The following is a 22,097-nucleotide window of genomic DNA, read 5'->3' as shown; positions in this document are numbered from 1 at the left end:
CCCTCTTGGGGCGATGTTTCACGTGAAACGCAGTGTTTCACGTGAAACACGCTCGGTGACAACTACCCGTTCGGCCCCGCGAAGATCCCTCCGTTGCCGTTGCCCCGGGTGTTTCCGCTGCCGGTCGACTCCGTCGGCGATGTGGTCACTCCGCCCGTGCCGCCCGCGTCGGTGCCGCCCGGGCCCGTTCCGCCGTTCCCGCTGCCGTTGCAGCTGCTGTTGCCCCAGAAGCCGCAGGTGTCGCTCGGTGAGGGCGAGGGCGAGGTCAGCGACGGGCTCGGCGTCGCGCTCGGCGTCGGGCTCTGGGTGACGCTCTGCGTGGGCGTGGGGGTCACGCTCGGGCTCGGGGTGTCGTTGACGACCGTTCCGATGGGCTCCGGTGTCGGGAACGACTTCGCGGGCTGACCCTTGAGCGCCTGTTCCATGTAGTCGTGCCAGATCTCGGCCGGGAACGAGGCACCGTGGATCTCCTTCTGCCCGCCTGTGCCATACATCTCCAGGAACGTGCGGTTCTTGTTGGACTCGTTGTCGTCCATCCGGAACATGCTGATCGCCGTGGACAGCTGCGGGGTGTATCCGACGAACCAGGCGGACTTGTTTCCGTCCGTCGTACCGGTCTTGCCCGCCACGTCGCGTCCCGGCAACTTCGCCGCTGTACCGGTTCCCTTGTCGACCACGGTCTTCAGGACGTCCGTGACGTTGTCGGCGACCTTCGGGGTGAACGCGTCCTTGGCCTGCTTGGCGTGTTGGAAGACCGGCCCGTCCTTGCTCTTGACCTTGTCGACCGAGTAGGGATCGTTCTGCTTGCCGCTGGCCGCGAACGTGGCGTAAGCACCGGCCATTCGGATCGCGCTCGGGGAGGAGGTACCGATGGAGAACGAGGGATAGTTCGAGCTGGCCAGGCTGCCCTCCAGGATCCCCGCGTCCAGGGCCGTCTGCTTCACCTTGTCCAGGCCCACGTCCATGCCCAGCTGCACATAGGCGGAGTTCACCGAGAACTGCATCGCCTCACGCAGGTCGATCTTGTAGTCCGGCGGGTCGCCCACCGATTCGTTGCCGTCGTTCGTCTGCAGCCACTCCTGGCCCTTCTCGTTCTTCCAGACGGCCCCGTTGTACTCCTTGATCTTCAGCTTGTTCTTGCCGCTGTAGAAACTCTTCGGTGAGACGACGGTGCGCTCGTCCTGGGCCTGCTCCGGTCCGAGGTCGGGGTTGCGGACGCCCCACTTCATCGCCCCCGCCAGCACGAACGGCTTGAACGTCGACCCCACCTGTGCACCGGTCGAGTCGGCGTTGTTGGTGAAGTGCTTGGTCGCGTCCTCACCACCGTAGATCGCCTTGATGGCACCGGTGCCCGGATCCACGGAAGCCCCGCCGAACTGGACGAATTTATCCGTATTCGGGCGCAGGTTGGGCTTGATGTTGGCCTTCTGGACCTTATTGACTGCGGCCTCGAGCTCGTCGACCTTCTTCTTCTCGAAGGTCGTGAAAATCTGATACCCGCCCTGCTGCAGCTTCTCCTGGGTGATGTGGGTCGTGCTGCTGTGGGTGACCAGGTAGCTGTTGGCCAGGTCGACGAGATAACCGATCTGGCCGCTCAGCCGGGTGTTCGACCGCGGGTTCTGGACCTGCGGAAGCGTCGTGTACTTGGCGCGCTCCGCGGCGCTCAGGTGCCCGTACTGGACCATCTTGTTGAGGGTGTCCTGCATCTGCAGGGTGGCACGCTTCTGGTTTGCCTGGGGGGTGGCGTTCTTCGGGTCGATGGACGTGGCGCCTGCCGGGTCGTAGTACGTGGCGCCCTTGAGCATCGCCGCCAGGAAGGCGCACTCGCCGGGGTCCAGCTCGACGGCGGACTTGTTGAAGTACGCGTGCGCGGCGGCCTCGATCCCGTAGGCGTTCCGCCCGTAGTACGCGGAGTTCAGGTAGCCGGCCAGGATGTCGTCCTTCTTGACGGTGGCCCCCACCTTGATGGCGATGAAGATCTCCTTGAACTTCCTGGAGATCGTCTGCGACTGGTCGTCCAGCCTCGCGTTCTTCACGTACTGCTGGGTGATGGTGGAGCCACCCTGGGTCTGGCCGCCTGTGGCCATGTTGAAGACGGCCCGGGCGATGCCCTTCGGGTCGACGCCGCTGTCGGTGTAGAAGGTCTTGTTCTCCTGGGAGATGACGGCGTACTGCATCGCCTTGGGGATCTGCGACAGGTTGACAATCTGGCGGTTGGTCTCGCCACCCGTGGCGACCATCTGGGTGCCGTCGGCCCAGTAGTAGACGTTGTTCTGGGACTGCGCGGTCTTGGCGACGTCCGGCACGCTCACCATCGCGTACCCGACGCCTGCCACCGCCACCAGGCCCCCTATGAAACCGATGAACAGCCCCGTGACCAGTTTCCAGGAGGGCAGCCAGCGCGCGACGCCGTACTTGCCCGCGCGCGGGTAGTCGATGAAGCGTTTCCTGGCGGGGGCCGCACCCCTGCCGCGGCCCGCGCCGTCGGCCCCTCTGCGCCGGCCGCCCGCGTTTCTCTGGGCCGCCCTCCGGGCCTCGGCTCGGCCACCGTACGGGCGCTCCTCACCTCCTGCTCCATAGGGGGCGGGCGGAGACCCGGTGGCGCCTCGCGGTGCCGCGCGGCGGCCGGGGGACGCCGACTGACCGCGTCGGGCCGCGGCACGTCCGCCTCCCTGCGGCTGCGGCGGTTTGCGACGGTGCTCGCTCATCGAACGACTACTCCTCGGGCAGGCGCACCCTTGCGCGCCTGGAAACGGCGGCTGGTTTCCGGTCCCCCCGAAGTACGGATGCGGTCGTTTCGACATTCACCCGTACTGCACCGAGGACGAGGACGTCCCCCATAGGTCACTCGGTTCCCGGTGGTGTGCATGGCGCACAGACTACGCACCGCCAAATCCGACCGAGCTTCGAACTTCACCCCAAATCAGGCAACTTGCGTCCCACGAATCGGTGATGTGACCCCGTTCACCGTGCCCCCTCTTGTCGCACCCGGAGAGGCGTTCTATCGTCGTGATGTATCGAGTCGATACATCAGCTCGGCATAAAGACCGTGCGGACGGGACAGTGGAAGGAGGGAGGCGCACATGAGCCGGCGTTCCGGGATCCTCGAGTTCGCCGTCCTCGGCCTGCTCCGCGAGTCCCCGATGCACGGCTATGAGCTGCGCAAACGACTCAATACGTCATTGGGTGTATTCCGCGCGTTCAGCTACGGGACGCTCTACCCGTGCCTCAAGACGCTGGTCGCCAACGGCTGGTTGACCGAGGAGCCGGGGAGTGCCCCCGACGACGCGGGCACCGCTCCGCTCGCCGGGCGGCGCGCCAAGATCGTCTATCGGCTGACACCCGAAGGCAAGGAGCACTTCGAGGAGCTGCTCTCCCAGACGGGTCCCGACGCGTACGAGGACGAGCACTTCGCCGCTCGTTTCGCCTTCTTCGGACAGACGTCCCGTGACGTGCGCATGCGCGTCCTGGAGGGCCGTCGCAGCCGACTGGAGGAGCGCCTGGAGAAGATGCGTGCCTCGCTGGCGCGCACCCGGGAGCGCCTCGACGACTACACCCTCGAGCTCCAGCGCCACGGGATGGAGTCCGTGGAGCGCGAAGTGCGCTGGCTGAACGAGCTCATCGAGAGTGAGCGGGCCGGACGGGACCTCAGGGGTTCCACTGCCGAAGGCTCCGCTCCTGGCAGCACATCTGGAGCGACGGGCGGCCTGCCCCGGCACCGGGACAGCACCCGGCCGGATCCGTCCGACGACACCACCACGTGAGGCCCGGTCGGGGCCTCACACGTACACACAGGGAGCAACCGGAATGGGTTCGGTTCGCGTAGCCATCGTCGGCGTGGGCAACTGCGCCGCATCGCTGGTGCAGGGAGTCGAGTACTACAAGGACGCCGACCCGGCGTCCAAGGTCCCGGGTCTGATGCACGTCCAGTTCGGCGACTACCACGTGCGCGACATCGAGTTCGTCGCCGCGTTCGACGTGGACGCCAAGAAGGTCGGCCTCGACCTCGCGGACGCCATCGGCGCCTCGGAGAACAACACCATCAAGATCTGCGACGTCCCGTCCACCGGCGTGACGGTCCAGCGCGGCCACACCCTCGACGGCCTCGGCAAGTACTACCGCGCCACCATCGAGGAGTCCGCCGAGGAGCCGGTCGACGTCGTCCAGGTCCTCAAGGACAAGCAGGTCGACGTCCTCGTCTGCTACCTGCCCGTCGGCTCCGAGGACGCGGCGAAGTTCTACGCCCAGTGCGCCATCGACGCCAAGGTCGCCTTCGTCAACGCCCTTCCGGTCTTCATCGCGGGCACGAAGGAGTGGGCCGACAAGTTCACCGAGGCCGGCGTCCCGATCGTCGGTGACGACATCAAGTCGCAGGTCGGTGCCACCATCACGCACCGCGTCATGGCGAAGCTGTTCGAGGACCGGGGCGTGGTCCTGGACCGCACGATGCAGCTGAACGTCGGCGGCAACATGGACTTCAAGAACATGCTCGAGCGCGACCGGCTGGAGTCCAAGAAGATCTCCAAGACGCAGGCCGTCACCTCCCAGATCCCCGACCGGGACCTCGGCGAGAAGAACGTCCACATCGGTCCCTCCGACTACGTGGCCTGGCTCGACGACCGCAAGTGGGCCTACGTCCGCCTCGAGGGCCGTGCCTTCGGTGACGTCCCGCTGAACCTGGAGTACAAGCTCGAGGTCTGGGACTCCCCGAACTCCGCGGGTGTCATCATCGACGCGCTGCGCGCCGCGAAGATCGCCAAGGATCGGGGCATCGGCGGCCCGATCCTCTCCGCGTCCTCGTACTTCATGAAGTCCCCGCCGGTCCAGTACTTCGACGACGAGGCCCGCGAGAACGTCGAGAAGTTCATCAGGGGCGAGGTCGAGCGCTGACGCCGCTCCCGTGCCCGTGCCGGGGTCCCCGGGCCGTCTGCCCGGGGACCCCGCACGTATGTGAGGCTGTGCCCCATGTCCGTCGTGCGCGATCTGCGCGTCCTCCTGCGCTTCAGCGGTTTCAGGCGCCTGCTCGCCGTACGGCTGCTGTCCCAGGGGGCCGACGGCGTCTACCAGATCGCGCTCGCCACGTACGTGGTCTTCTCCCCTGAGAAGCAGACCTCGGCCACCGCCATCGCCTCCGCCATGGCCGTGCTGCTCCTGCCCTATTCCCTCGTAGGTCCCTTCGCGGGAGTCCTGCTGGACCGCTGGCGGCGCCGCCAGGTCTTCCTGCACGGCAACCTGCTGCGCGCCCTGCTGGCCTGCGCGACCGCCGTCCTGATGGTGAGCCATGTACCGGACTGGCTCTTCTACGTCTCCGCGCTGTGCGTCACCGGGGTCAACCGTTTCGTCCTGGCCGGCCTCTCCGCGGCGCTGCCCCGGGTGGTCGACGCCGAACGCCTGGTGATGGCCAACTCGCTCTCCCCGACGGCGGGCACGCTCGCCGCGACCGCGGGCGGCGGACTCGCCTTCGCCGTACGACTGGTGATCGCCGACTCCGATGCCGCGGTGGTGCTGCTGGGTGCGCTCCTGTATCTCGGATCGGCCCTCGCCTCGCTGAGCCTGGCTCCGCAATCGCTGGGCCCGGACAGGGATGCGGTGCAGCCGCGCCTTGGCGCCGTGCTGGTCGGCACCACGCGGGATCTGGTGGCCGGTGTACGGCATCTCGCGGCACCCGCGCGCCGGGAGGCCGCCTTGGCGCTCACCGCGATGACCCTGATGCGGTTCTGCTACGGGGCGCTGCTCGTTCTGCTGCTCATGCTGTGTCGCTACGCCCTGTCCGCGAACCCACGCCAGGGGCTGGCCCTGCTGGGACTGGCGCTGGGTATCTCCGGGGCCGGGTTCTTCGCCGCGGCCGTGCTGACGCCGTGGGCGGCGGGGCGTCTCGGCCCCGGTCGCTGGATCGCAGTGTGCGCGGGGTCCGCAGCCGTGCTGGAGCCCTCGCTCGGCCTGCCGTTCGCCGCGGGACCCATGCTGGCGGCCGCGTTCGTCCTGGGGCTGACCACACAAGGCGCGAAGATCTCCACCGACACGATCGTTCAGTCCTCGGTCGACGACGGCTTCCGCGGCCGGATCTTCTCGGTCTACGACGTGCTCTTCAATGTGGCCTTCGTCGGCGCGGCCGCGGTCGCCGCCTTGCTGCTGCCTCCTGACGGCCGATCAGCCACTTTGGTCGTCATGGTCGCCGTGGTCTACGCGGCAGTTGCTCTGTCTATGTCCCGCTTTGAACGCCAGTAAGTGTCACATCAAGGCCACGGAGCCCCAGGCGACTTCAAGGTTGTCAGTGCGGACCTGTAGCTTACGGGCGTCTTATTTCGCGCCATGCGCACCCACGTTCGAGGGGGACCCCGAAAGTGACCACTCCGCCGCCCCAGGGCACGAATCCGTACGCCCAGCAGCCCACCGCGCCCATGGGGCAGCAGCCCGGCCAGCCGGGAGTCGCGCAGCAGCCGTACGCTCCGCAGCAGCCCTATCCGCCGCAGCAGACGTACCCGCAGCACCAGGGATACCCGCAGCAGCAGCCGTATCCCCCCTTCCCTCAACAGCAAGGTGCTCCGGCGCCGCTGCCGCCGCAGGCGGGTCCGGGCAAGCGCGTCGGCAAGAAGGCGATACGGATCGTCGGCGTCATCGTCATCGCCGTCATCATCGGCGTCATCAAGTTCGGTGCGGGCTGGTTCCTGACCCGCGACGACGCCGAGACGACGTCGGTGGGCTCCTGCATGCACAACGGCGGCACGGACTCCAAGCCCGACCTCAAGGACGTCGACTGCTCCGCGAGCAACGCCCAGTACAAGGTCGTCCAGAAGTTTGACGGCAGCAGCGATGAGAACAAGTGCCAGGACGTCAAGGACGCGACGATCTCCTACATCCAGTACGGCGGCGGCCACGACGTCGTGCTCTGCCTGAGCGAGCTCAAGAAGTAGACCGACCCACGGCAGCACGAAGGGGCGATGTTTCACGTGAAACATCGCCCCTTCGTGCTGCCGTGGTGGCGTTCCGCGGTCATGTTTCACGTGAAACATGACCGCATCCCCTCACTCGTCGCTCTGCTCGGCCCACCACTCCTTGAGCGCGGCCACCGCCGCGTCATGCCCCATCGGGCCGTTCTCCAGACGCAGCTCCAGCATGTGCTTGTACGCACGACCGACCACGGGCCCCGGACCGACCCCCAGGATTTCCATGATCTGGTTGCCGTCCAGGTCGGGGCGGATCGCGTCCAGCTCCTCCTGTTCCTTGAGCTGGGCGATGCGCTCCTCCAGGCCGTCGTACGCCCGGGAGAGCGCGGCCGCCCTGCGCTTGTTGCGGGTCGTGCAGTCCGAGCGGGTCAGCTTGTGGAGACGCTCGAGGAGCGGGCCCGCGTCACGGACGTACCGGCGCACCGCCGAGTCCGTCCACTCTCCCGTGCCGTAGCCGTGGAAGCGCAGGTGCAGTTCGACCAGGCGGGAGACGTCCTTCACCAGCTCGTTGGGATACTTCAGCGCCGTCATCCGCTTCTTGGTCATCTTGGCGCCGACCACCTCGTGGTGGTGGAAGGAGACACGGCCGTCCTTCTCGAAACGGCGCGTCTTCGGCTTTCCGATGTCATGCAGCAGCGCAGCGAGCCGCAGCGCCAGATCGGGGCCGTCCTGCTCAAGCGCCATCGCCTGCTCCAGGACGATCAGCGTGTGGTCATAGACGTCCTTGTGCCGGTGGTGCTCGTCTCGCTCCAGCCGCAGGGCGGGCAGCTCCGGCAGAACATGATCGGCGATCCCCGTATCAACCAGCAGCGTCAGCCCCTTGCGCGGGTAGGCGGACAGGACCAACTTGTTCAGCTCGTCCCGTACACGCTCGGCGGAGACGATCTCGATGCGCCCGGCCATCTCCTTCATGGCCGTGACGACCTCGGGAGCCACCTCGAAGTCCAGCTGGGCCGCGAAGCGGGCGGCCCGCATCATCCGCAGCGGATCATCCGAGAACGATTCCTCGGGGGTCCCCGGGGTGCGCAGCACCCGGGCGGCGAGATCGTCGAGCCCCCGGTGCGGGTCGATGAACTCCTTCTCGGGCAGCGCGACGGCCATCGCGTTGACCGTGAAGTCACGCCGGACCAGATCCTCCTCGATGGAGTCGCCGTACGACACCTCGGGCTTTCGCGAGTTCCGGTCGTAGGCCTCCGACCGGTAGGTCGTCACCTCGATCTGGAAACGTTGGACAGCGTCTCCGACGCGGGCGTCCTTCTGTGCCCCCACCGTGCCGAAGGCGATCCCGACCTCCCATGTGGCGTCCGCCCACGGCCGCACGATCTTCAGGACGTCCTCGGGGCGGGCGTCCGTCGTGAAGTCCAGGTCGTTGCCGAGCCGGCCGAGGAGGGCGTCCCGCACCGAGCCACCGACCAGAGCGAGCGAGAAGCCCGCTTCCTTGAAGCGGCGGGCGAGGTCGTCGGCGACAGGGGAGACCCGCAGCAGTTCGCTCACGGCGCGCTGCTGTACCTGACTCAGGGCACGGGGATTGTCTTCGTTGGCGTTCGGCACAACAGAAAAGGGTACGTGTCCCGGGCGATGGCGGGCGCCCGCATTAATCCTGCACAAGCGTTCCGTGAACGACCGTAAACAGCGGGTGGTGACGGGCCTTCCCATCCCCGCGATGACGGGACGGCCCCGCTCCCTTTCCGATCTTGTGGTGCGGACCGCGGCACTTCGCTTCCGCGCGCATCGTTACCATGCGGGGACGCACATTCCGACGACCACTGACGACGAGGGACGGGCGAGCGCGTGGCCGAGGCGGCAGACTTCCAGGGGATGAGTTCCTCACCTGCCCGCCGGTGGCTCCGGCGCACCGGAGCGCTGCTCGCGGGCGCACCCCTGCTGGCCGGCCTGCTGCAGCTGCCCGCCGGCCCGGCCGCACACGCCGCCGCCAGGAGCGCCGCGGTGGAGACCGGCAGCTCCCGAGCGGTCAGCATCTCCCTCGACTCGCTCAGCCCCAGCGTGCCGACCGATGGCGACACCCTCACCGTCTCCGGCACGGTCACCAACAACGGCAAGCAGGCCGTCACCGACGCCCACGTGGGCCTGCGCGTCGGCCAGGAGCTGACCAACCGCGCGTCCATCGACAGCGTCGCCCGGCGCACCGGCTACCTGCCGGGCGTCGACGGCACCGAGGTCGGCGGAAAGTACGTCGAGAAGTTCGCCCAGCTCGCACCCGGTGCCACCCAGGAATTCAGCATCTCCGTGCCCGTCAAGGAGCTGGACCTCGGCTCCGACGGGGTCTACTCGCTCGGCGTCTCGCTCTCCGGCCGGACCGCCGCACAGCCCGACGAGCAGGTGCTCGGCATCCAGCGGACGTTCCTGCCCTGGCAGCCCGACGACGCCGCCACCAAGACGCAGACGACGTTCCTGTGGCCGCTGGTCTCCGATGTCCACATGACCGCGGAGACCCTCCCCAACCAGCAGCAGACACCCGTCTTCCAGAACGACGACCTGGCCAAGGAGATCTCCCCGGGCGGCCGTCTCTCGCAGCTCCTTTCACAGGGCAGGAACCTCGACGTCACCTGGGTGATCGACCCCGACCTGCTCGCCTCCGTGGACGCGATGGCGGGCAGCTACAGCATCAAGGGCGACGGCGACAAGGTCACGGCAGGCAAGAGCCAGGCGGTCGCCAAGCAGTGGCTCGCCGACCTTCAGAAGACGGTCCAGAACAAGGAGGTCGTGGCTCTGCCCTACGGCGATCCCGACCTGGCCTCGCTCGCCCACAACGGCAAGAACGTCACCGGCTCCCTCAGCCACCTCAAGGACGCCACTGACGTCGCAGCGAGCACCGTGGAGACCATCCTCCACGTGAAACCCGACACGGACTTCGCCTGGCCCGTGGACGGCGCGATCGACCCCTCCATCATCAAGGTCGCCACCTCTGCCGGCGCCGACAAGGTGATCGCCCGCAGTGACAGCCTCCAGGAGACCCGCGGCCTGTCCTACACGCCCACCGCCGCCCGCCCCATCGGGAGCGGCACCACGGCGGTGGTCGCGGACGACGGCCTGTCGACCGCCTTCGACGGCGACATGACCTCGGCCCGGAGCTCCACGCTCGCCGTGCAGGATTTCCTGGCGGAGAGCCTGATGATCAACCTCGAAGAGCCGGACAAGCAGCGCAGCATCGTGGTCGCTCCCCCGCGGATGCCGTCCGCGAGCCAGGCCCAGTCGATGGCGGAGGCGCTGACGGCCCTGCAGGGCAGCCACTGGTCTGAGTCGGCCGATCTGTCCGCGGCCGCCAAGGCCAAGCCGGACCCGGATGCCACGACGAAGGTGCCGGCCGCGTCCCGCTACCCCTCCTCGCTGCGCAGACAGGAGCTTCAGCGGTCCGCGTTCGAGCAGATCGAGAACACGCAGGACAAGCTCGACAGCTTCAAGGTGATCCTGACCGACCCCGCACGAGTCGTCACCCCCTTCGGGCGGGCCATAGACCGCGCGATGTCCACCTCATGGCGCGGGCACGCCTCCGACGCCTCGGCCTTCCGCCAGGACGTGGAGTCGTACCTCGACGGGCTCACCGACCAGGTCCGGCTGATCGAGAAGTCCGAGACGAAGCTCTCCGGCCGCAGCGCGACCATCCCCGTGACGGTGCAGAACAATCTCATGCAGGGGGTCGACCACCTGGTCCTGCGGCTCACCTCTCAGCAGCCGACGCGCTTGAAGATCGGCAACGGCCCCTTCTCCGAGCAGCCCATCTCCGTCTCGGGCGGGCACAGCCAGTCCGTGAAGTTCACCACCACGGCCAACGCCAACGGCCGGGCCGCGGTGGTCGCCCAGCTCTTCACCGAGGACGGGCAGCCGTACGGCCCTCCGATCACCTTCGACGTGAACGTCACCGAGATCACTCCCACGGTGATGCTCGTCATTGCCGGTGGTGTGCTGCTGCTGGTGCTCGCCGGGTTCCGCATGTACACCCAGCGCAAGCGCCTGGCCGCACGGCAGGCCGAGGAGGAGCGGCAGGACGACCCGCAGCACGCGGACGACAGGGGACTGAACAAGGCCGCCGACGGCACCGTAGACACTGGGGACACCGCAGGATCCGCGGCGGCACCCGCACAGGAGTCGGACACGGAGACCGGGGCAGACGACCCGGAGCACCCGAGTGACCCGGGGCCGGACACCGCACCGGAAAGCACCGACCCGTCCGGGACGGGTGAGAGAGTGGACCGTTGAGCGATGTCGTGGCCAAGGGCCCGGGGACAACGAGGTGGGGTAACCATGAACGCGCCGTACGACGGTGACCGCGAGGAGGGCGCCGTGGGCAGCTCGGGCTACCCCGAGGGCCCGCCACCGCATCAGCCCGGTCAGGTACCGCCGCAGCCCCCGGCCGACATGTACCTGCAGGACGCCTACCACCAGGACCCCTACCAGGCGCACGACCTCTCCGCTCAGGACCCGGTGACCGAGGCGCTGTACGACCGCGCCGCGCACCCCCCGCCGCCCCCCGGCCCGTATCAGCCGCAACAGCCCCTGTACGCCCAGCCGCCGACGCCGCAGTACACCCCCGACCCTCATGTGTGGGCCCAGCCGCCGGCGCCCGAGCCGGAGGGACCGTCGCAGTACCTGCCGTACGGCGACGACCCCCGCACCACTCAGTTCGTGGGCGTCGACGACCTCGTCACCCAGGCCGGTGAGGAGCGCCACGAGCCGGACGCCTTCGCGCACCTGTTCAGGGACCAGCAGCAGGGCGGCGCGCAGCCGTACGTGCGGCAGCCGTCCGTACCGGGCCCCGCACCGGTTCAGGGCCAGGAACCGGCTGGGCCGTACCCGGCACCCGCCTACGCCCAGGCGTCGTCCCCGCAGGAACGGACGTACGCTGCCCCCTCGCCGGCCGCCGATGCGGCACCGGTGGCCGCGCCCGAGGCGACCGCCGAGCCCGCCGCGCCATCCGCGCCCGAAGGGAAGAAGGGTGGGCGGGCTTCGAACCTGCTGAAGTCCAGCGCCGTGATGGCGGCGGGCACGATGGTCTCCCGGCTCACCGGGTTCATCCGTTCAGCGCTGATCGTCTCGGCGCTCGGCGTCGGCCTCCTCGGCGACACCTTCCAGGTCGCCTACCAGCTGCCGACGATGATCTACATCCTCACCGTGGGCGGTGGCCTCAACTCCGTCTTCGTGCCGCAGCTGGTGCGCGCGATGAAGGAGGACGAGGACGGCGGCGAGGCGTACGCCAACCGGCTGCTGACCCTGGTCATGGTGGCGCTCGGCGGGCTCACCGTGGTCGCGATCCTGGGGGCGCCCTTCCTGATCCGCCTGCTGTCCGACTCGGTCGCCAGCGACCCGGCGGCCAACGAGGTCGGCGTCACCTTCGTCCGTTACTTCCTGCCCTCGATCTTCTTCATGGGCATCCACGTGGTGATGGGGCAGGTCCTCAACGCGCGGGGGAGGTTCGGCGCGATGATGTGGACCCCGGTCCTCAACAACATCGTCATCATCGTGACGCTCGGCGCGTTCATCTGGGTGTACGGCAGTGCGGCCAACTCCGGGATGAAGGTGACGAACATCCCGCCGGAGGGGCAGCGGTTGCTCGGAATCGGCGTGCTGCTCGGCATGGTCGTACAGGCCCTGGCGATGATCCCGTACCTGCGCGAGACCGGTTTCCGGCTGCGGCCGCGCTTCGACTGGAAGGGCCATGGCCTCGGCAAGGCCGCGACGCTCGCCAAGTGGACCGTCCTGTTCGTCCTCGCCAACCAGGCAGGCGCGCTCGTCGTCTCACAGTTGTCCACCTCGGCGGGCAAGCACTCCCCGGTCGACGGCACCGGCTTCGCCGCCTACGCCAACGCCCAGCTGATCTGGGGGCTCCCGCAGGCGATCATCACCGTCTCCCTGATGGCGGCCCTGCTGCCGCGCATCTCGCGCTCGGCCGCCGAGGGCGACGGCGGAGCCGTCCGAGACGACATCTCGCAGGGCCTGCGCACCACGGCCGTAGCGATCGTGCCGATCGCCTTCGGGTTCGTCTCGCTGGGCATCCCGATGTGCACCCTGATCTTCGGCTCGTCGGGCACCAGCGAGGCCACCAACATGGGCTACATGCTGATGGCCTTCGGTCTCGGCCTCATCCCGTACTCCGTGCAGTACGTCGTGCTCCGCGCCTTCTACGCGTACGAGGACACCCGCACCCCCTTCTACAACACGGTCATCGTGGCCGCCGTGAACGCGGGGGCCTCCGCCGTCTGCTACTTCGTCCTGCCGGCCCGCTGGGCCGTGATCGGCATGGCGGGCTCCTACGGCCTCGCGTACGCGATCGGCGTCGGTGTCGCCTGGGCCCGGCTGCGCAAGCGGCTGGGCGGCGACCTGGACGGCGCCCGGGTACTGCGGACATACGCACGGCTCGGCATCGCCTCGGTGCCGGCCGCTCTGCTGAGTGGAGCGGCCTGCTACGAGATCGGCCACACGCTGGGGCAGGGGGTTGCCGGCTCGCTGGCCGCCCTCGTCGGCGGTGGCGCCCTGCTTCTCGGTGTCTTCTACGTCGCCGCACGCAAGATGCGCATCGAGGAACTCAACTCAATGGTCGGCATGGTCCGCGGGCGCCTGGGGCGCTGAGGCGGGGGTACGCGCACAACCATTGTCCGCCGCCGTGTGTCGTGCATAGCGGCGGACTGTGGGCACAATTGGTTTCTGCGTCGGACAGCGCGCAACGGATGGGGAGGCAGGTACGACGGTGGCGGAACGGAGCACGGCTGCCGTCGACGTGGCAGACAACAGCGGTGACGAGCCGCTGACCGCCAAGGCGGACCAGTCCACGTCCGACGGGGTGGCCCAGGACCGGGAGCGGGACACGGACAGCGACGAGCCGCAGGGGCGCGGCGGGACCGAGCGTCCCGGGAAAGCCTCACCACCCGAACTGCACAGCGGTCACAAGCTCGCCAGACGCTACCGTCTCGAGGAGTGCGTCACCCGTCTGGACGGATTCAGCAGCTGGCGTGCGGTGGACGAGAAACTCCGCCGCGCCGTCGGTATTCATGTCCTTCCCTCGGACCACACCAGGGCGCGTTCCGTGCTGGCCGCGGCCCGCTCCTCCGCGCTGCTCGGCGACCCGCGATTCGTGCAGGTCCTGGACGCGGTCGAGGAGAACGACCTCGTCTATGTCGTGCACGAATGGCTGCCGGACGCCGTCGAACTGACCACGCTGCTCGCCACCGGACCGCTGGAAGCCCACGACGCCTACCAGATGGTCACCCAGGTGGCCCAAGCCATGGCCGCCGCCCACCGCGAGGGCCTCTCCCATCTTCGCCTGAACCCCGGCACCATCCTGCGCACCTCCTCCGGCCAGTGGCGCATCCGCGGCCTCGCGGTGAACGCCGCCCTGCGCGGCATCAGCTCCGACACTCCGCAGCGCACCGACACGGAGGCCGTCGGCGCGCTCCTGTACGCCGCCCTCACCCAGCGCTGGCCCTACGAGGACGACGCCTACGGTCTGTCCGGGCTGCCCAAGGGCGTCGGCCTGATCGCGCCGGACCAGGTCCGCGCCGGCGTGCACCGCGGTCTGTCCGAACTCGCCATGCGGGCGCTGGCCAACGACGGTGCCACCGCCTCCCGGCACGAGGCTCCATGCACCACGCCAGAGGAACTGGTCAAGGCGATCGGTGAGATGCCCCGCATCCGCCCGCCGGAGCCCTCGTTCACAGCGCCGCCCGACTACCAGCGCACGACGTACCAGCAGGGCACGTACGGCCGCCCCGCGCCCCACCCGGGCATTACCCAGCCCGTACCGGCCCCGCCGCCCCCGCTGCAGAGCCGCACGGGCAAGGCCCTCAAGTGGGCGGTCTCCGCGCTGCTGATCGCGGCGCTGGGCCTGGGCAGCTGGCAACTCGCGGAAGCCCTGATGGACCAGGGCAAGAAGTCCGACAACACGAACCAGACGCATACGACGGACGGGAACGACAAGAACGGCGGCATCACGCCCAGGCGGCCCACCACCCAGATCACGATTCAGGGGGCGCAGGAGTACGTCGCGAGTGGTGATGCGCAGGCACCCGACGACGTGAAGAAGACGTACGACGGGGACAGCTCCAGCTACTGGCGGACCAAGCGCTACAACGATGGTCCCGAGCTGGCGCCCTACAAGCCCGGTGTGGGCATCGTCTACGACCTCGGCTCCGCCAGGGAGATCGCTGCCGCTTCCATAGGGCTTCGCTACCCAGGCAGCCAGACGACGATCCATCTCTATGCAACGGACTCGCTGTCCCCCTCCACAGGGGTCGCGGGGATGAAGGAGATCGGAACCGCCACCACGAGCGGTACCTCTCTCACTGTGAAGGCGGCCAAGTCGTTGAAGACGCAGTACGTCCTGCTGTGGATCACCGCTGTGCCGATGGCGCCGAGCGACGGCTACAGCGGAGCCGGCTACAAGCAGGCCATCACCGACGTGAAGTTCACCAGCTGAGCAAGCGTCGAGGGGGAGGGGGTCCGATGGCGGATGGCACCGCATACGACGACGCAAGCGATCAGGACCTCCTCGCCCGTCATATAGCCGGCGACCCCGACGCCTTCGGTGAGATCGTGCGCCGGCACCGCGACCGGCTCTGGGCCGTGGCCCTGCGCACGCTCGGGGACCGTGAGGAGGCCGCTGACGCCGTTCAGGACGCTCTGGTTTCTGCCTACCGGGCGGCCCATACGTTTCGGGGCCAGTCCGCCGTCACGACCTGGTTGCACCGGATCACGGTGAACGCGTGCCTGGACCGCGCCCGCAAGGCGGCCTCCAGGAAGACCTCGCCCGTGGACGACACCGAACGCCTGGAGCAACTCCTGGAGCCGCATGAGTCGGCCTCGGCGCCGGCCGAGCGGAATGATCTGCACCGCCAACTGCTGGAGGCTCTGGGCACCCTGCCCCCGGACCAGCGTGCCGCTCTCGTCCTCGTGGACATGCAGGGCTACCCGGTCGCGGAGGCCGCCCGCATCCTCGATGTGCCGACGGGCACGGTGAAGAGCCGCTGTGCCCGGGGCAGAGCCAGACTGCTGCCGCTGCTCACCCATCTGCGCGCGGAGGGCGGCGGCAGGGACGTCAAGAAGTCGGGCGGCGGACGGAACCGGGCTCAGGGGGCATCCGTCCCACCTGCAGCAGGACCACATGACGCAGGGCCAAGCGATTCAGCTGCTGTGAAGGGTGGAGGTGGGCGAGCGTGACATCCACGACCGATATGGCCGGGCACCCGGGCGTCGAGGAGCTCTCCGACCTCAGCGAAGGTCTTCTGCCGCCCTCCCGCGTCGCGGACGTGCGGGGGCATCTGGACGAGTGCCCTCTGTGTGCGGACGTGTACGACTCCCTGGAGGAGATCCGCGGACTCCTCGGCGCGCTTCCGGGTCCGCCGCGCATGCCCGACGATGTGGCGAGCCGTATCGATGCCGCGCTCGCCGCGGAGGCGCTGCCGGACGTCGCGCCACCAGCATCGGCACCCGACGGCCCGGATGCCGATTCACCCGAACTCATCGCCGCACATGTTTCACGTGAAACAGCGACCCGTTCCGCCGCTGACCGGCCTGTGGGCCACGCCCGTGTGGCCACCGGACCGGGCCGCGCCGAGCGCACCCGTCGCCTCCGCCGCAGGACCGTCGCCGTGGCCGCCGTCTTCACAGCAGCGGCCGTGGGTCTGGGCGTCCTGCTGGTGCAGACACTGGGCGGCGACACGGGGAAGAACACAACGGCCACGCCGCAACACACCGACGCCGCGCACACCTACTCCGAGGGCACGCTGCAGAGTCAGGTCACCAACCTGCTCGCCGGGAAGACGGACGAGAGCAGCTCCGCCAGTGACAAGCCCTGGGGCGTTCAGTCCGACCCCGGCACGACCGGTTCTTCAGGCATGCGGCCGAACAAGACGTTCCAGGACACCACGGTCAACGTGCCGGCCTGCGTCCAGCAGGCCATCACCACCAACGAGAGCGTCCTCGCCGCCGACAAGGGCGTGTACCAGGGGACCCTCGTCTATCTCCTCGTCACCCCCGACGCCTCCGACAGCACGAAGGTCACGGCCTACATCGTCGACGCGGCCTGCGTGAAGCAGGCCTCGGGATCCCCCGGCAAGGTGCTGCTGACCCACTCGTACGCCCGCTCCTGAGGTTTCGCCCCCCGGACCGGTTCCTACCCGGGTGTCATTGGGAACTGTGTGCGGTGCCGCGTCTCCGTGTGCCCGGGCACACCGGGAATGCGAGCCCCTTAGGATCCGTTGGGTGGGGTGAGAGCTCCGAGCAAGGCTCCCACCGGCAGTAGGCAGCAGCAGTCTCCAGAGACGAGGAATCAAGCCGTGAGCGACGTCCGTAACGTGATCATCATCGGCTCCGGGCCCGCCGGTTATACGGCGGCGCTCTACACCGCGCGCGCGTCGCTGAAGCCACTGGTGTTCGAGGGCGCCGTCACCGCGGGTGGTGCGCTCATGAACACGACCGAGGTCGAGAACTTCCCCGGCTTCCAGGACGGCATCATGGGCCCCGAGCTCATGGACAACATGCGCGCGCAGGCCGAGCGCTTCGGTGCCGAGCTGGTTCCGGACGACATCGTCTCCGTCGACCTCACCGGTGAGATCAAGACCGTCACGGACACTGCGGGAACGGTGCACAAGGCGAAGGCCGTCATCGTCGCCACCGGCTCCCAGCACCGCAAGCTGGCCCTGCCGAACGAGGACGCCCTCTCCGGCCGCGGAGTCTCCTGGTGCGCCACCTGTGACGGCTTCTTCTTCAAGGAGCAGGACATCGCCGTGATCGGCGGCGGCGACACCGCGATGGAGGAGGCCACCTTCCTCTCGCGCTTCGCCAAGTCCGTCACCATCGTCCACCGTCGTGACACCCTGCGGGCCTCGAAGGCGATGCAGGACCGCGCCTTCGCCGACCCGAAGATCAAGTTCGTGTGGGACAGCGAGGTTGCCGAGATCAAGGGCAACCCCAAGCTCGAGGGCCTGACGCTGCGGAACCTGAAGACCGGTGAGCTCGCCGAGCTGCCGGTGACCGGCCTGTTCATCGCGATCGGGCACGACCCGCGGACCGAGCTGTTCAAGGGCCAGCTCGACCTCGACGAGGAGGGCTACCTGAAGGTGGACGCCCCCTCGACCCGCACCAACCTGACCGGTGTCTTCGGCGCGGGCGACGTCGTCGACCACACCTACCGCCAGGCGATCACCGCCGCCGGCACGGGTTGCTCCGCCGCCCTGGACGCCGAGCGCTACCTCGCCGCCCTCGCAGACAGCGAGCAGCAGGCCGAGCCCGAGAAGACCACCGTCTGACCCCCGTTTCGCCCATCGCATCACCGAGGTAAGGAGCCCGCCGTGGCAGGCACCCTGAAGAACGTGACCGACGCCTCCTTCGAGGAGGACGTCCTCAAGAGCGACAAGCCCGTCCTGGTGGACTTCTGGGCTGCCTGGTGCGGCCCCTGCCGCCAGATCGCCCCGTCGCTCGAGGCAATCGCCGCCGAGTACGGCGAAAGGATCGAGGTCGTCAAGCTCAACATCGACGAGAACCCGGCGACGGCCGCGAAGTACGGCGTCATGTCGATCCCGACCCTGAACGTCTACCAGGGTGGCGAGGTCGCCAAGACCATCGTCGGTGCCAAGCCCAAGGCCGCGATCGTCCGCGACCTCGAGGACTTCATCGCCGAGTAGAGGGCGAGGCCACTGAGCCAGGCCGCCCAGCGAGGCCGCCGAGCGAGGTGGCGATGTTTCACGTGAAACGCCTAGGGGCCGACCTTCAGAGGTCGGCCCCTAGGCATGAGCCCGGCTACAGAGGCCGCAGCGCCGGCTCCTTATGTACGGCTCCCAGCAGACGGTCCAACGCCAGCTCGACGTCTTCCTTCCAGGAAAGCGTCGAGCGCAGTTCCAGCCTGAGCCGGGGGTACGTCGGGTGCGGCCGTACCGTCTTGAATCCCACGGCGAGCAGATGGTCGGCGGGCAGCAGGCACGCTGGTTCCTTCCAGCGTGCGTCGCCAAAGGCCTCGATCGCCTTGAAGCCCCGGCGCAACAGATCCTTGGCGACCGTCTGGACCATCACCCGGCCAAGCCCCTGTCCCTGGTAACCGGGCATGATGAAGGCAGTCATCAGCTGGACCGCGTCGGGTGACACCGGACTCGTGGGGAAGGCCGTGGAGCGCGGGACATAGGCGGGTGGCGCGTACAGCACGAAGCCCACCGGTACGTCGTCCACGTAGACCACCCGGCCACAGGAGCCCCAGTCCAGCAGGACGGCGGAGATCCAGGCCTCCTTCTCCAGCGCAGACGTGTCGCCCTTTACCGCCGCCTCTGCGCTGACGGGGTCCAGTTCCCAGAAGACACACGCACGACAGCGCTTGGGAAGGTCCGGAAGGTTGTCCAGCGTGAGCGGTACGAGCCGACGCCCCATGAAGGCAGTTCCTCGCTTCCTTCGCCCGCAGCACTGCGGGCGGCTGTCAGAGCGCTCCGCTCCTTGAGCAGGCTGCCGACGAATCCGCCGACCGCTCCCACACTCAGGCCCGCAGTCATCAGTCCGGTACGGCTCATGGTTCGCATGGCCCCCGCCTCCCCGATCAAGGTGCCGTCAGGTGGATGCGCCATACCCCCAACGCATCGTATCCACGTTGGTGATTCGATCGATACTGCCTCACAGCAAAGAGCGGGCCGTGTTCCGTACACACCGGACACGGCCCACCCGGAGGGTCGCCGATCACCACCGGCTTCACCCGGAAGGCTCAGTCCTCCGGCTCCTCGGCATCGCCGTCCTGCAGACCCTTGTGCAGGACCGGTCCCTCACCCGGGGCAAGCGTGTTGAGGATCCGCTCCAGATCCTCCATCGAGGCGAACTCGACGGTGATCTTGCCCTTCTTCTGTCCGAGGTCGACCTTCACCCGGGTCTCAAAGCGATCCGAGAGCCGAGTCGCCAGGTCGCTGAGCGCCGGAGAAACCCGGGCACCGGCGCGTGGCCCCTTGGAACGCGGGGCACTGCGCGGCCGGGACCCCATGAGCGTGACGATCTCCTCGACGGCGCGCACGGACAGCCCCTCGGCCACAATCCGGTGCGCCAGCCGGTCCTGCTCCTCCGAGTCCTCCACGGACAGCAACGCCCGGGCGTGCCCCGCGGACAGCACCCCGGCGGCCACCCGACGCTGCACCGCCGGCGACAGCTTCAGCAGCCGCAGGGTGTTGGACACCTGAGGACGTGACCGGCCGATGCGGTCGGCCAACTGGTCATGGGTGCAGTTGAAGTCCTTGAGGAGCTGGTCATAGGCAGCTGCCTCTTCCAGCGGGTTCAGCTGCGCTCGGTGCAGGTTCTCCAGGAGGGCGTCCAGGAGCAGCTTCTCGTCGTCCGTGGCTCGCACGATCGCCGGGATGGCCTCCAGGCCGGCCTCACGGCAGGCCCGCCAGCGCCGCTCGCCCATGATGAGCTCGTAGCGCGCCGGACCCACTTGACGCACCACGATCGGCTGGAGAAGGCCGACCTCCTTGATGGAGGTGACGAGTTCGGCGAGCGCGTCCTCGTCGAACACCTCACGAGGCTGCCGTGGATTCGGGGTGATGGCATCGAGGGGCAACTCGGCGAAGTGAGCACCGATCGGCGACGCCGTCGTCTCCACCGCGCCCTGCGCAGACGTGTCCTCGGTTTCACGTGAAACAGTCGGCAGCGTGGCCACCTTCGCGGCCGCCACTCCCCGGTCCGTCGTCAGGACGGGCACCGCCGCCGGGGAGGCGGGTGCACCGCTGCCCACCGCCCCCTGAGCCGTCGCCTTGTCCCCTGTCGGGGCAGCAGGGATCAGTGCGCCGAGACCACGGCCCAACCCCCTCCGTCGCTCGCTCACTGAATCCCCTCCACCATGCTCTGTTCCGTCCGGGCGCCTGCATGGGCGTGCTGCGCGTCGTAGTGGACGCCGACACCCTTCAGGGCGATTTCACGTGCCGCCTCAAGATACGAGAGCGCACCGCTCGATCCTGGATCGTAGGTCAGCACCGTCTGTCCATAGCTCGGCGCCTCGGAAATACGGACCGAGCGAGGAATGCTAGTCCTCAGCACCTCGTCGCCGAAGTGGTTGCGCACCTCTTCCGCGACCTGGGATGCCAGGCGCGTCCGGCCGTCGTACATGGTGAGCAAGATGGTCGACACATGCAGGGCCGGATTGAGGTGTCCCCGCACCAGGTCGACATTGCGAAGCAACTGGCCCAGACCCTCCAGTGCGTAGTACTCGCACTGGATCGGGATGAGCACCTCCTGCCCTGCGACCAGGGCGTTGACCGTCAACAGGCCAAGAGAGGGCGGGCAGTCGATGAGGATGTAGTCCAACGGCTGCTCATAGGCTTGGATCGCCCGCTGCAGTCGGCTCTCCCGGGCTACCAGGGATACCAGCTCGATCTCCGCACCTGCCAGGTCGATCGTGGCGGGAGCGCAGAAGAGACCTTCCACATCGGGGACGGGCTGGACGACCTCCGCGAGCGGCTTGCTCTCGACCAACACGTCATAGATGGACGGGACTTCGGCGTGGTGGTCGATCCCCAGCGCGGTGGACGCATTGCCCTGCGGGTCCAGGTCGATCACCAGGACACGGGCGCCATGCAGGGCGAGGGAAGCGGCGAGATTGACGGTCGTCGTCGTCTTGCCCACGCCACCCTTCTGGTTGGCGACCACAATGACCCGGGTCTGCTCGGGCCGCGGCAGGCCCTCGCCGGCGCGACCCAGTGCCTCCACCGCAAGTTGGGCAGCACGACCGATGGGAGTGTCGTCCATCGGGGGCGGTGTTTCACGTGAAACATCCTCCCCCATCGACTCGGTACGGGGACCGGGGACCGGATCGGTCATCGGTCCCGCGATGTTGGCGTCGGACCGCAAGGATTCACTCTCCTCGACATCAGGCTCGCAATGAACAGAGCCTCCCATGCCTTCGGGGTTGTGAACCAGTGAGGTCTGGTCTTCTGTGGAGAAATCCACCTCTGTGGACAACTCCGTACCCTCCACGGGGGATCCCACGCCATGAGTGGACGGTCCTCCGAGAGATCCGAGAGGCTTACGTTCGCGGGGTTCGGCCGCGGCCCGGCCGCGACTGATGATGCCGTGCAGCAGTGAGCGACGTTTCACGTGAAACACGATGCACAGCAGCTGCGGTCAGGCCTCCGCGACACTCCGAGATGTGCAGGTTTGGCAGCTTGTGTGGCGTACGACCCT

At 68.2% G+C, this 22,097-nt stretch carries 16 protein-coding genes; 11 read left to right on the top strand and 5 right to left on the bottom strand.

The window, feature by feature from the left end; translation table 11 throughout:
• Window positions 1–62: 62 nt before the first annotated feature.
• Window positions 63–2,708, bottom strand: a complete 2,646-nt coding sequence (locus ACZ7L1_RS07870) for a transglycosylase domain-containing protein (RefSeq protein WP_471435158.1) — start codon at window positions 2,706–2,708, stop codon at window positions 63–65.
• A gap of 375 nt (window positions 2,709–3,083) precedes the next feature.
• Between ACZ7L1_RS07870 and ACZ7L1_RS07865 the strand changes: the two genes are divergently transcribed.
• The 4 genes from ACZ7L1_RS07865 to ACZ7L1_RS07850 all read left to right on the top strand — a co-directional run bounded on the left by ACZ7L1_RS07865 (window position 3,084) and on the right by ACZ7L1_RS07850 (window position 6,914).
• Window positions 3,084–3,764: a PadR family transcriptional regulator gene (locus ACZ7L1_RS07865; RefSeq protein WP_471435156.1), complete on the top strand. Its 681-nt coding sequence runs from the start codon at window positions 3,084–3,086 to the stop codon at window positions 3,762–3,764.
• Between the two features lie 43 nt (window positions 3,765–3,807).
• Window positions 3,808–4,890 carry an inositol-3-phosphate synthase gene (locus ACZ7L1_RS07860; protein WP_471435155.1) on the top strand — a complete coding sequence of 361 codons (1,083 nt, stop codon included), beginning with the start codon at window positions 3,808–3,810 and terminating at the stop codon, window positions 4,888–4,890.
• Window positions 4,891–4,965: 75 nt separating this feature from the next.
• Complete coding sequence (locus ACZ7L1_RS07855) at window positions 4,966–6,228, top strand: MFS transporter (protein WP_471435153.1); 1,263 nt, start codon at window positions 4,966–4,968, stop codon at window positions 6,226–6,228.
• Between the two features lie 116 nt (window positions 6,229–6,344).
• Complete coding sequence (locus ACZ7L1_RS07850) at window positions 6,345–6,914, top strand: LppU/SCO3897 family protein (RefSeq protein ID WP_471435151.1); 570 nt, start codon at window positions 6,345–6,347, stop codon at window positions 6,912–6,914.
• Between the two features lie 111 nt (window positions 6,915–7,025).
• Here the strand turns inward: ACZ7L1_RS07850 and ACZ7L1_RS07845 are convergent, their stop codons facing one another.
• Window positions 7,026–8,498, bottom strand: a complete 1,473-nt coding sequence (locus tag ACZ7L1_RS07845; protein WP_471435149.1) for a CCA tRNA nucleotidyltransferase — start codon at window positions 8,496–8,498, stop codon at window positions 7,026–7,028.
• 240 nt (window positions 8,499–8,738) lie between these two features.
• Here ACZ7L1_RS07845 and ACZ7L1_RS07840 point away from each other — a divergent pair, with 240 nt between their 5' ends.
• The 7 genes from ACZ7L1_RS07840 to trxA all read left to right on the top strand — a co-directional run bounded on the left by ACZ7L1_RS07840 (window position 8,739) and on the right by trxA (window position 18,580).
• Window positions 8,739–11,165, top strand: a complete 2,427-nt coding sequence (locus ACZ7L1_RS07840) for a DUF6049 family protein (protein WP_471435147.1) — start codon at window positions 8,739–8,741, stop codon at window positions 11,163–11,165.
• A gap of 45 nt (window positions 11,166–11,210) precedes the next feature.
• A complete protein-coding gene (murJ, locus tag ACZ7L1_RS07835; protein WP_471435146.1) occupies window positions 11,211–13,532 on the top strand; it encodes a murein biosynthesis integral membrane protein MurJ in 2,322 nt (773 codons plus the stop codon).
• Between the two features lie 118 nt (window positions 13,533–13,650).
• Window positions 13,651–15,375: a protein kinase family protein gene (locus tag ACZ7L1_RS07830; RefSeq protein WP_471435145.1), complete on the top strand. Its 1,725-nt coding sequence runs from the start codon at window positions 13,651–13,653 to the stop codon at window positions 15,373–15,375.
• 26 nt (window positions 15,376–15,401) lie between these two features.
• Window positions 15,402–16,115, top strand: coding sequence for an RNA polymerase sigma factor SigM (gene sigM / locus ACZ7L1_RS07825; RefSeq protein WP_471435143.1), 714 nt, complete (start codon window positions 15,402–15,404; stop codon window positions 16,113–16,115).
• Window positions 16,112–17,047, top strand: coding sequence for an anti-sigma factor family protein (locus ACZ7L1_RS07820; protein ID WP_471435141.1), 936 nt, complete (start codon window positions 16,112–16,114; stop codon window positions 17,045–17,047). The genes sigM and ACZ7L1_RS07820 overlap by 4 nt, the downstream gene beginning before the upstream one ends.
• A 186-nt stretch (window positions 17,048–17,233) precedes the next feature.
• Entirely contained in the window at window positions 17,234–18,205 is a 972-nt protein-coding gene (trxB, locus tag ACZ7L1_RS07815) for a thioredoxin-disulfide reductase (protein WP_471435139.1), read from the top strand.
• A gap of 42 nt (window positions 18,206–18,247) precedes the next feature.
• Entirely contained in the window at window positions 18,248–18,580 is a 333-nt protein-coding gene (gene trxA / locus ACZ7L1_RS07810; protein ID WP_471435137.1) for a thioredoxin, read from the top strand.
• 115 nt (window positions 18,581–18,695) lie between these two features.
• Here trxA and ACZ7L1_RS07805 read toward each other — a convergent pair whose 3' ends face one another.
• From ACZ7L1_RS07805 to ACZ7L1_RS07795, 3 genes are all read right to left on the bottom strand, one after another.
• Entirely contained in the window at window positions 18,696–19,313 is a 618-nt protein-coding gene (locus tag ACZ7L1_RS07805; RefSeq protein ID WP_471435135.1) for a GNAT family N-acetyltransferase, read from the bottom strand.
• 325 nt (window positions 19,314–19,638) lie between these two features.
• Window positions 19,639–20,742 carry a ParB/RepB/Spo0J family partition protein gene (locus ACZ7L1_RS07800; protein ID WP_471435133.1) on the bottom strand — a complete coding sequence of 368 codons (1,104 nt, stop codon included), beginning with the start codon at window positions 20,740–20,742 and terminating at the stop codon, window positions 19,639–19,641.
• Complete coding sequence (locus ACZ7L1_RS07795; protein ID WP_471435401.1) at window positions 20,739–21,812, bottom strand: ParA family protein; 1,074 nt, start codon at window positions 21,810–21,812, stop codon at window positions 20,739–20,741. Before ACZ7L1_RS07795 ends, ACZ7L1_RS07800 begins: the two co-directional genes overlap by 4 nt.
• Window positions 21,813–22,097 lie beyond the last annotated feature (285 nt).

This window comes from Streptomyces sp. NPDC107546 (assembly GCF_055639175.1).
This window is presented reverse-complemented; position numbering and strand designations above follow the sequence as displayed.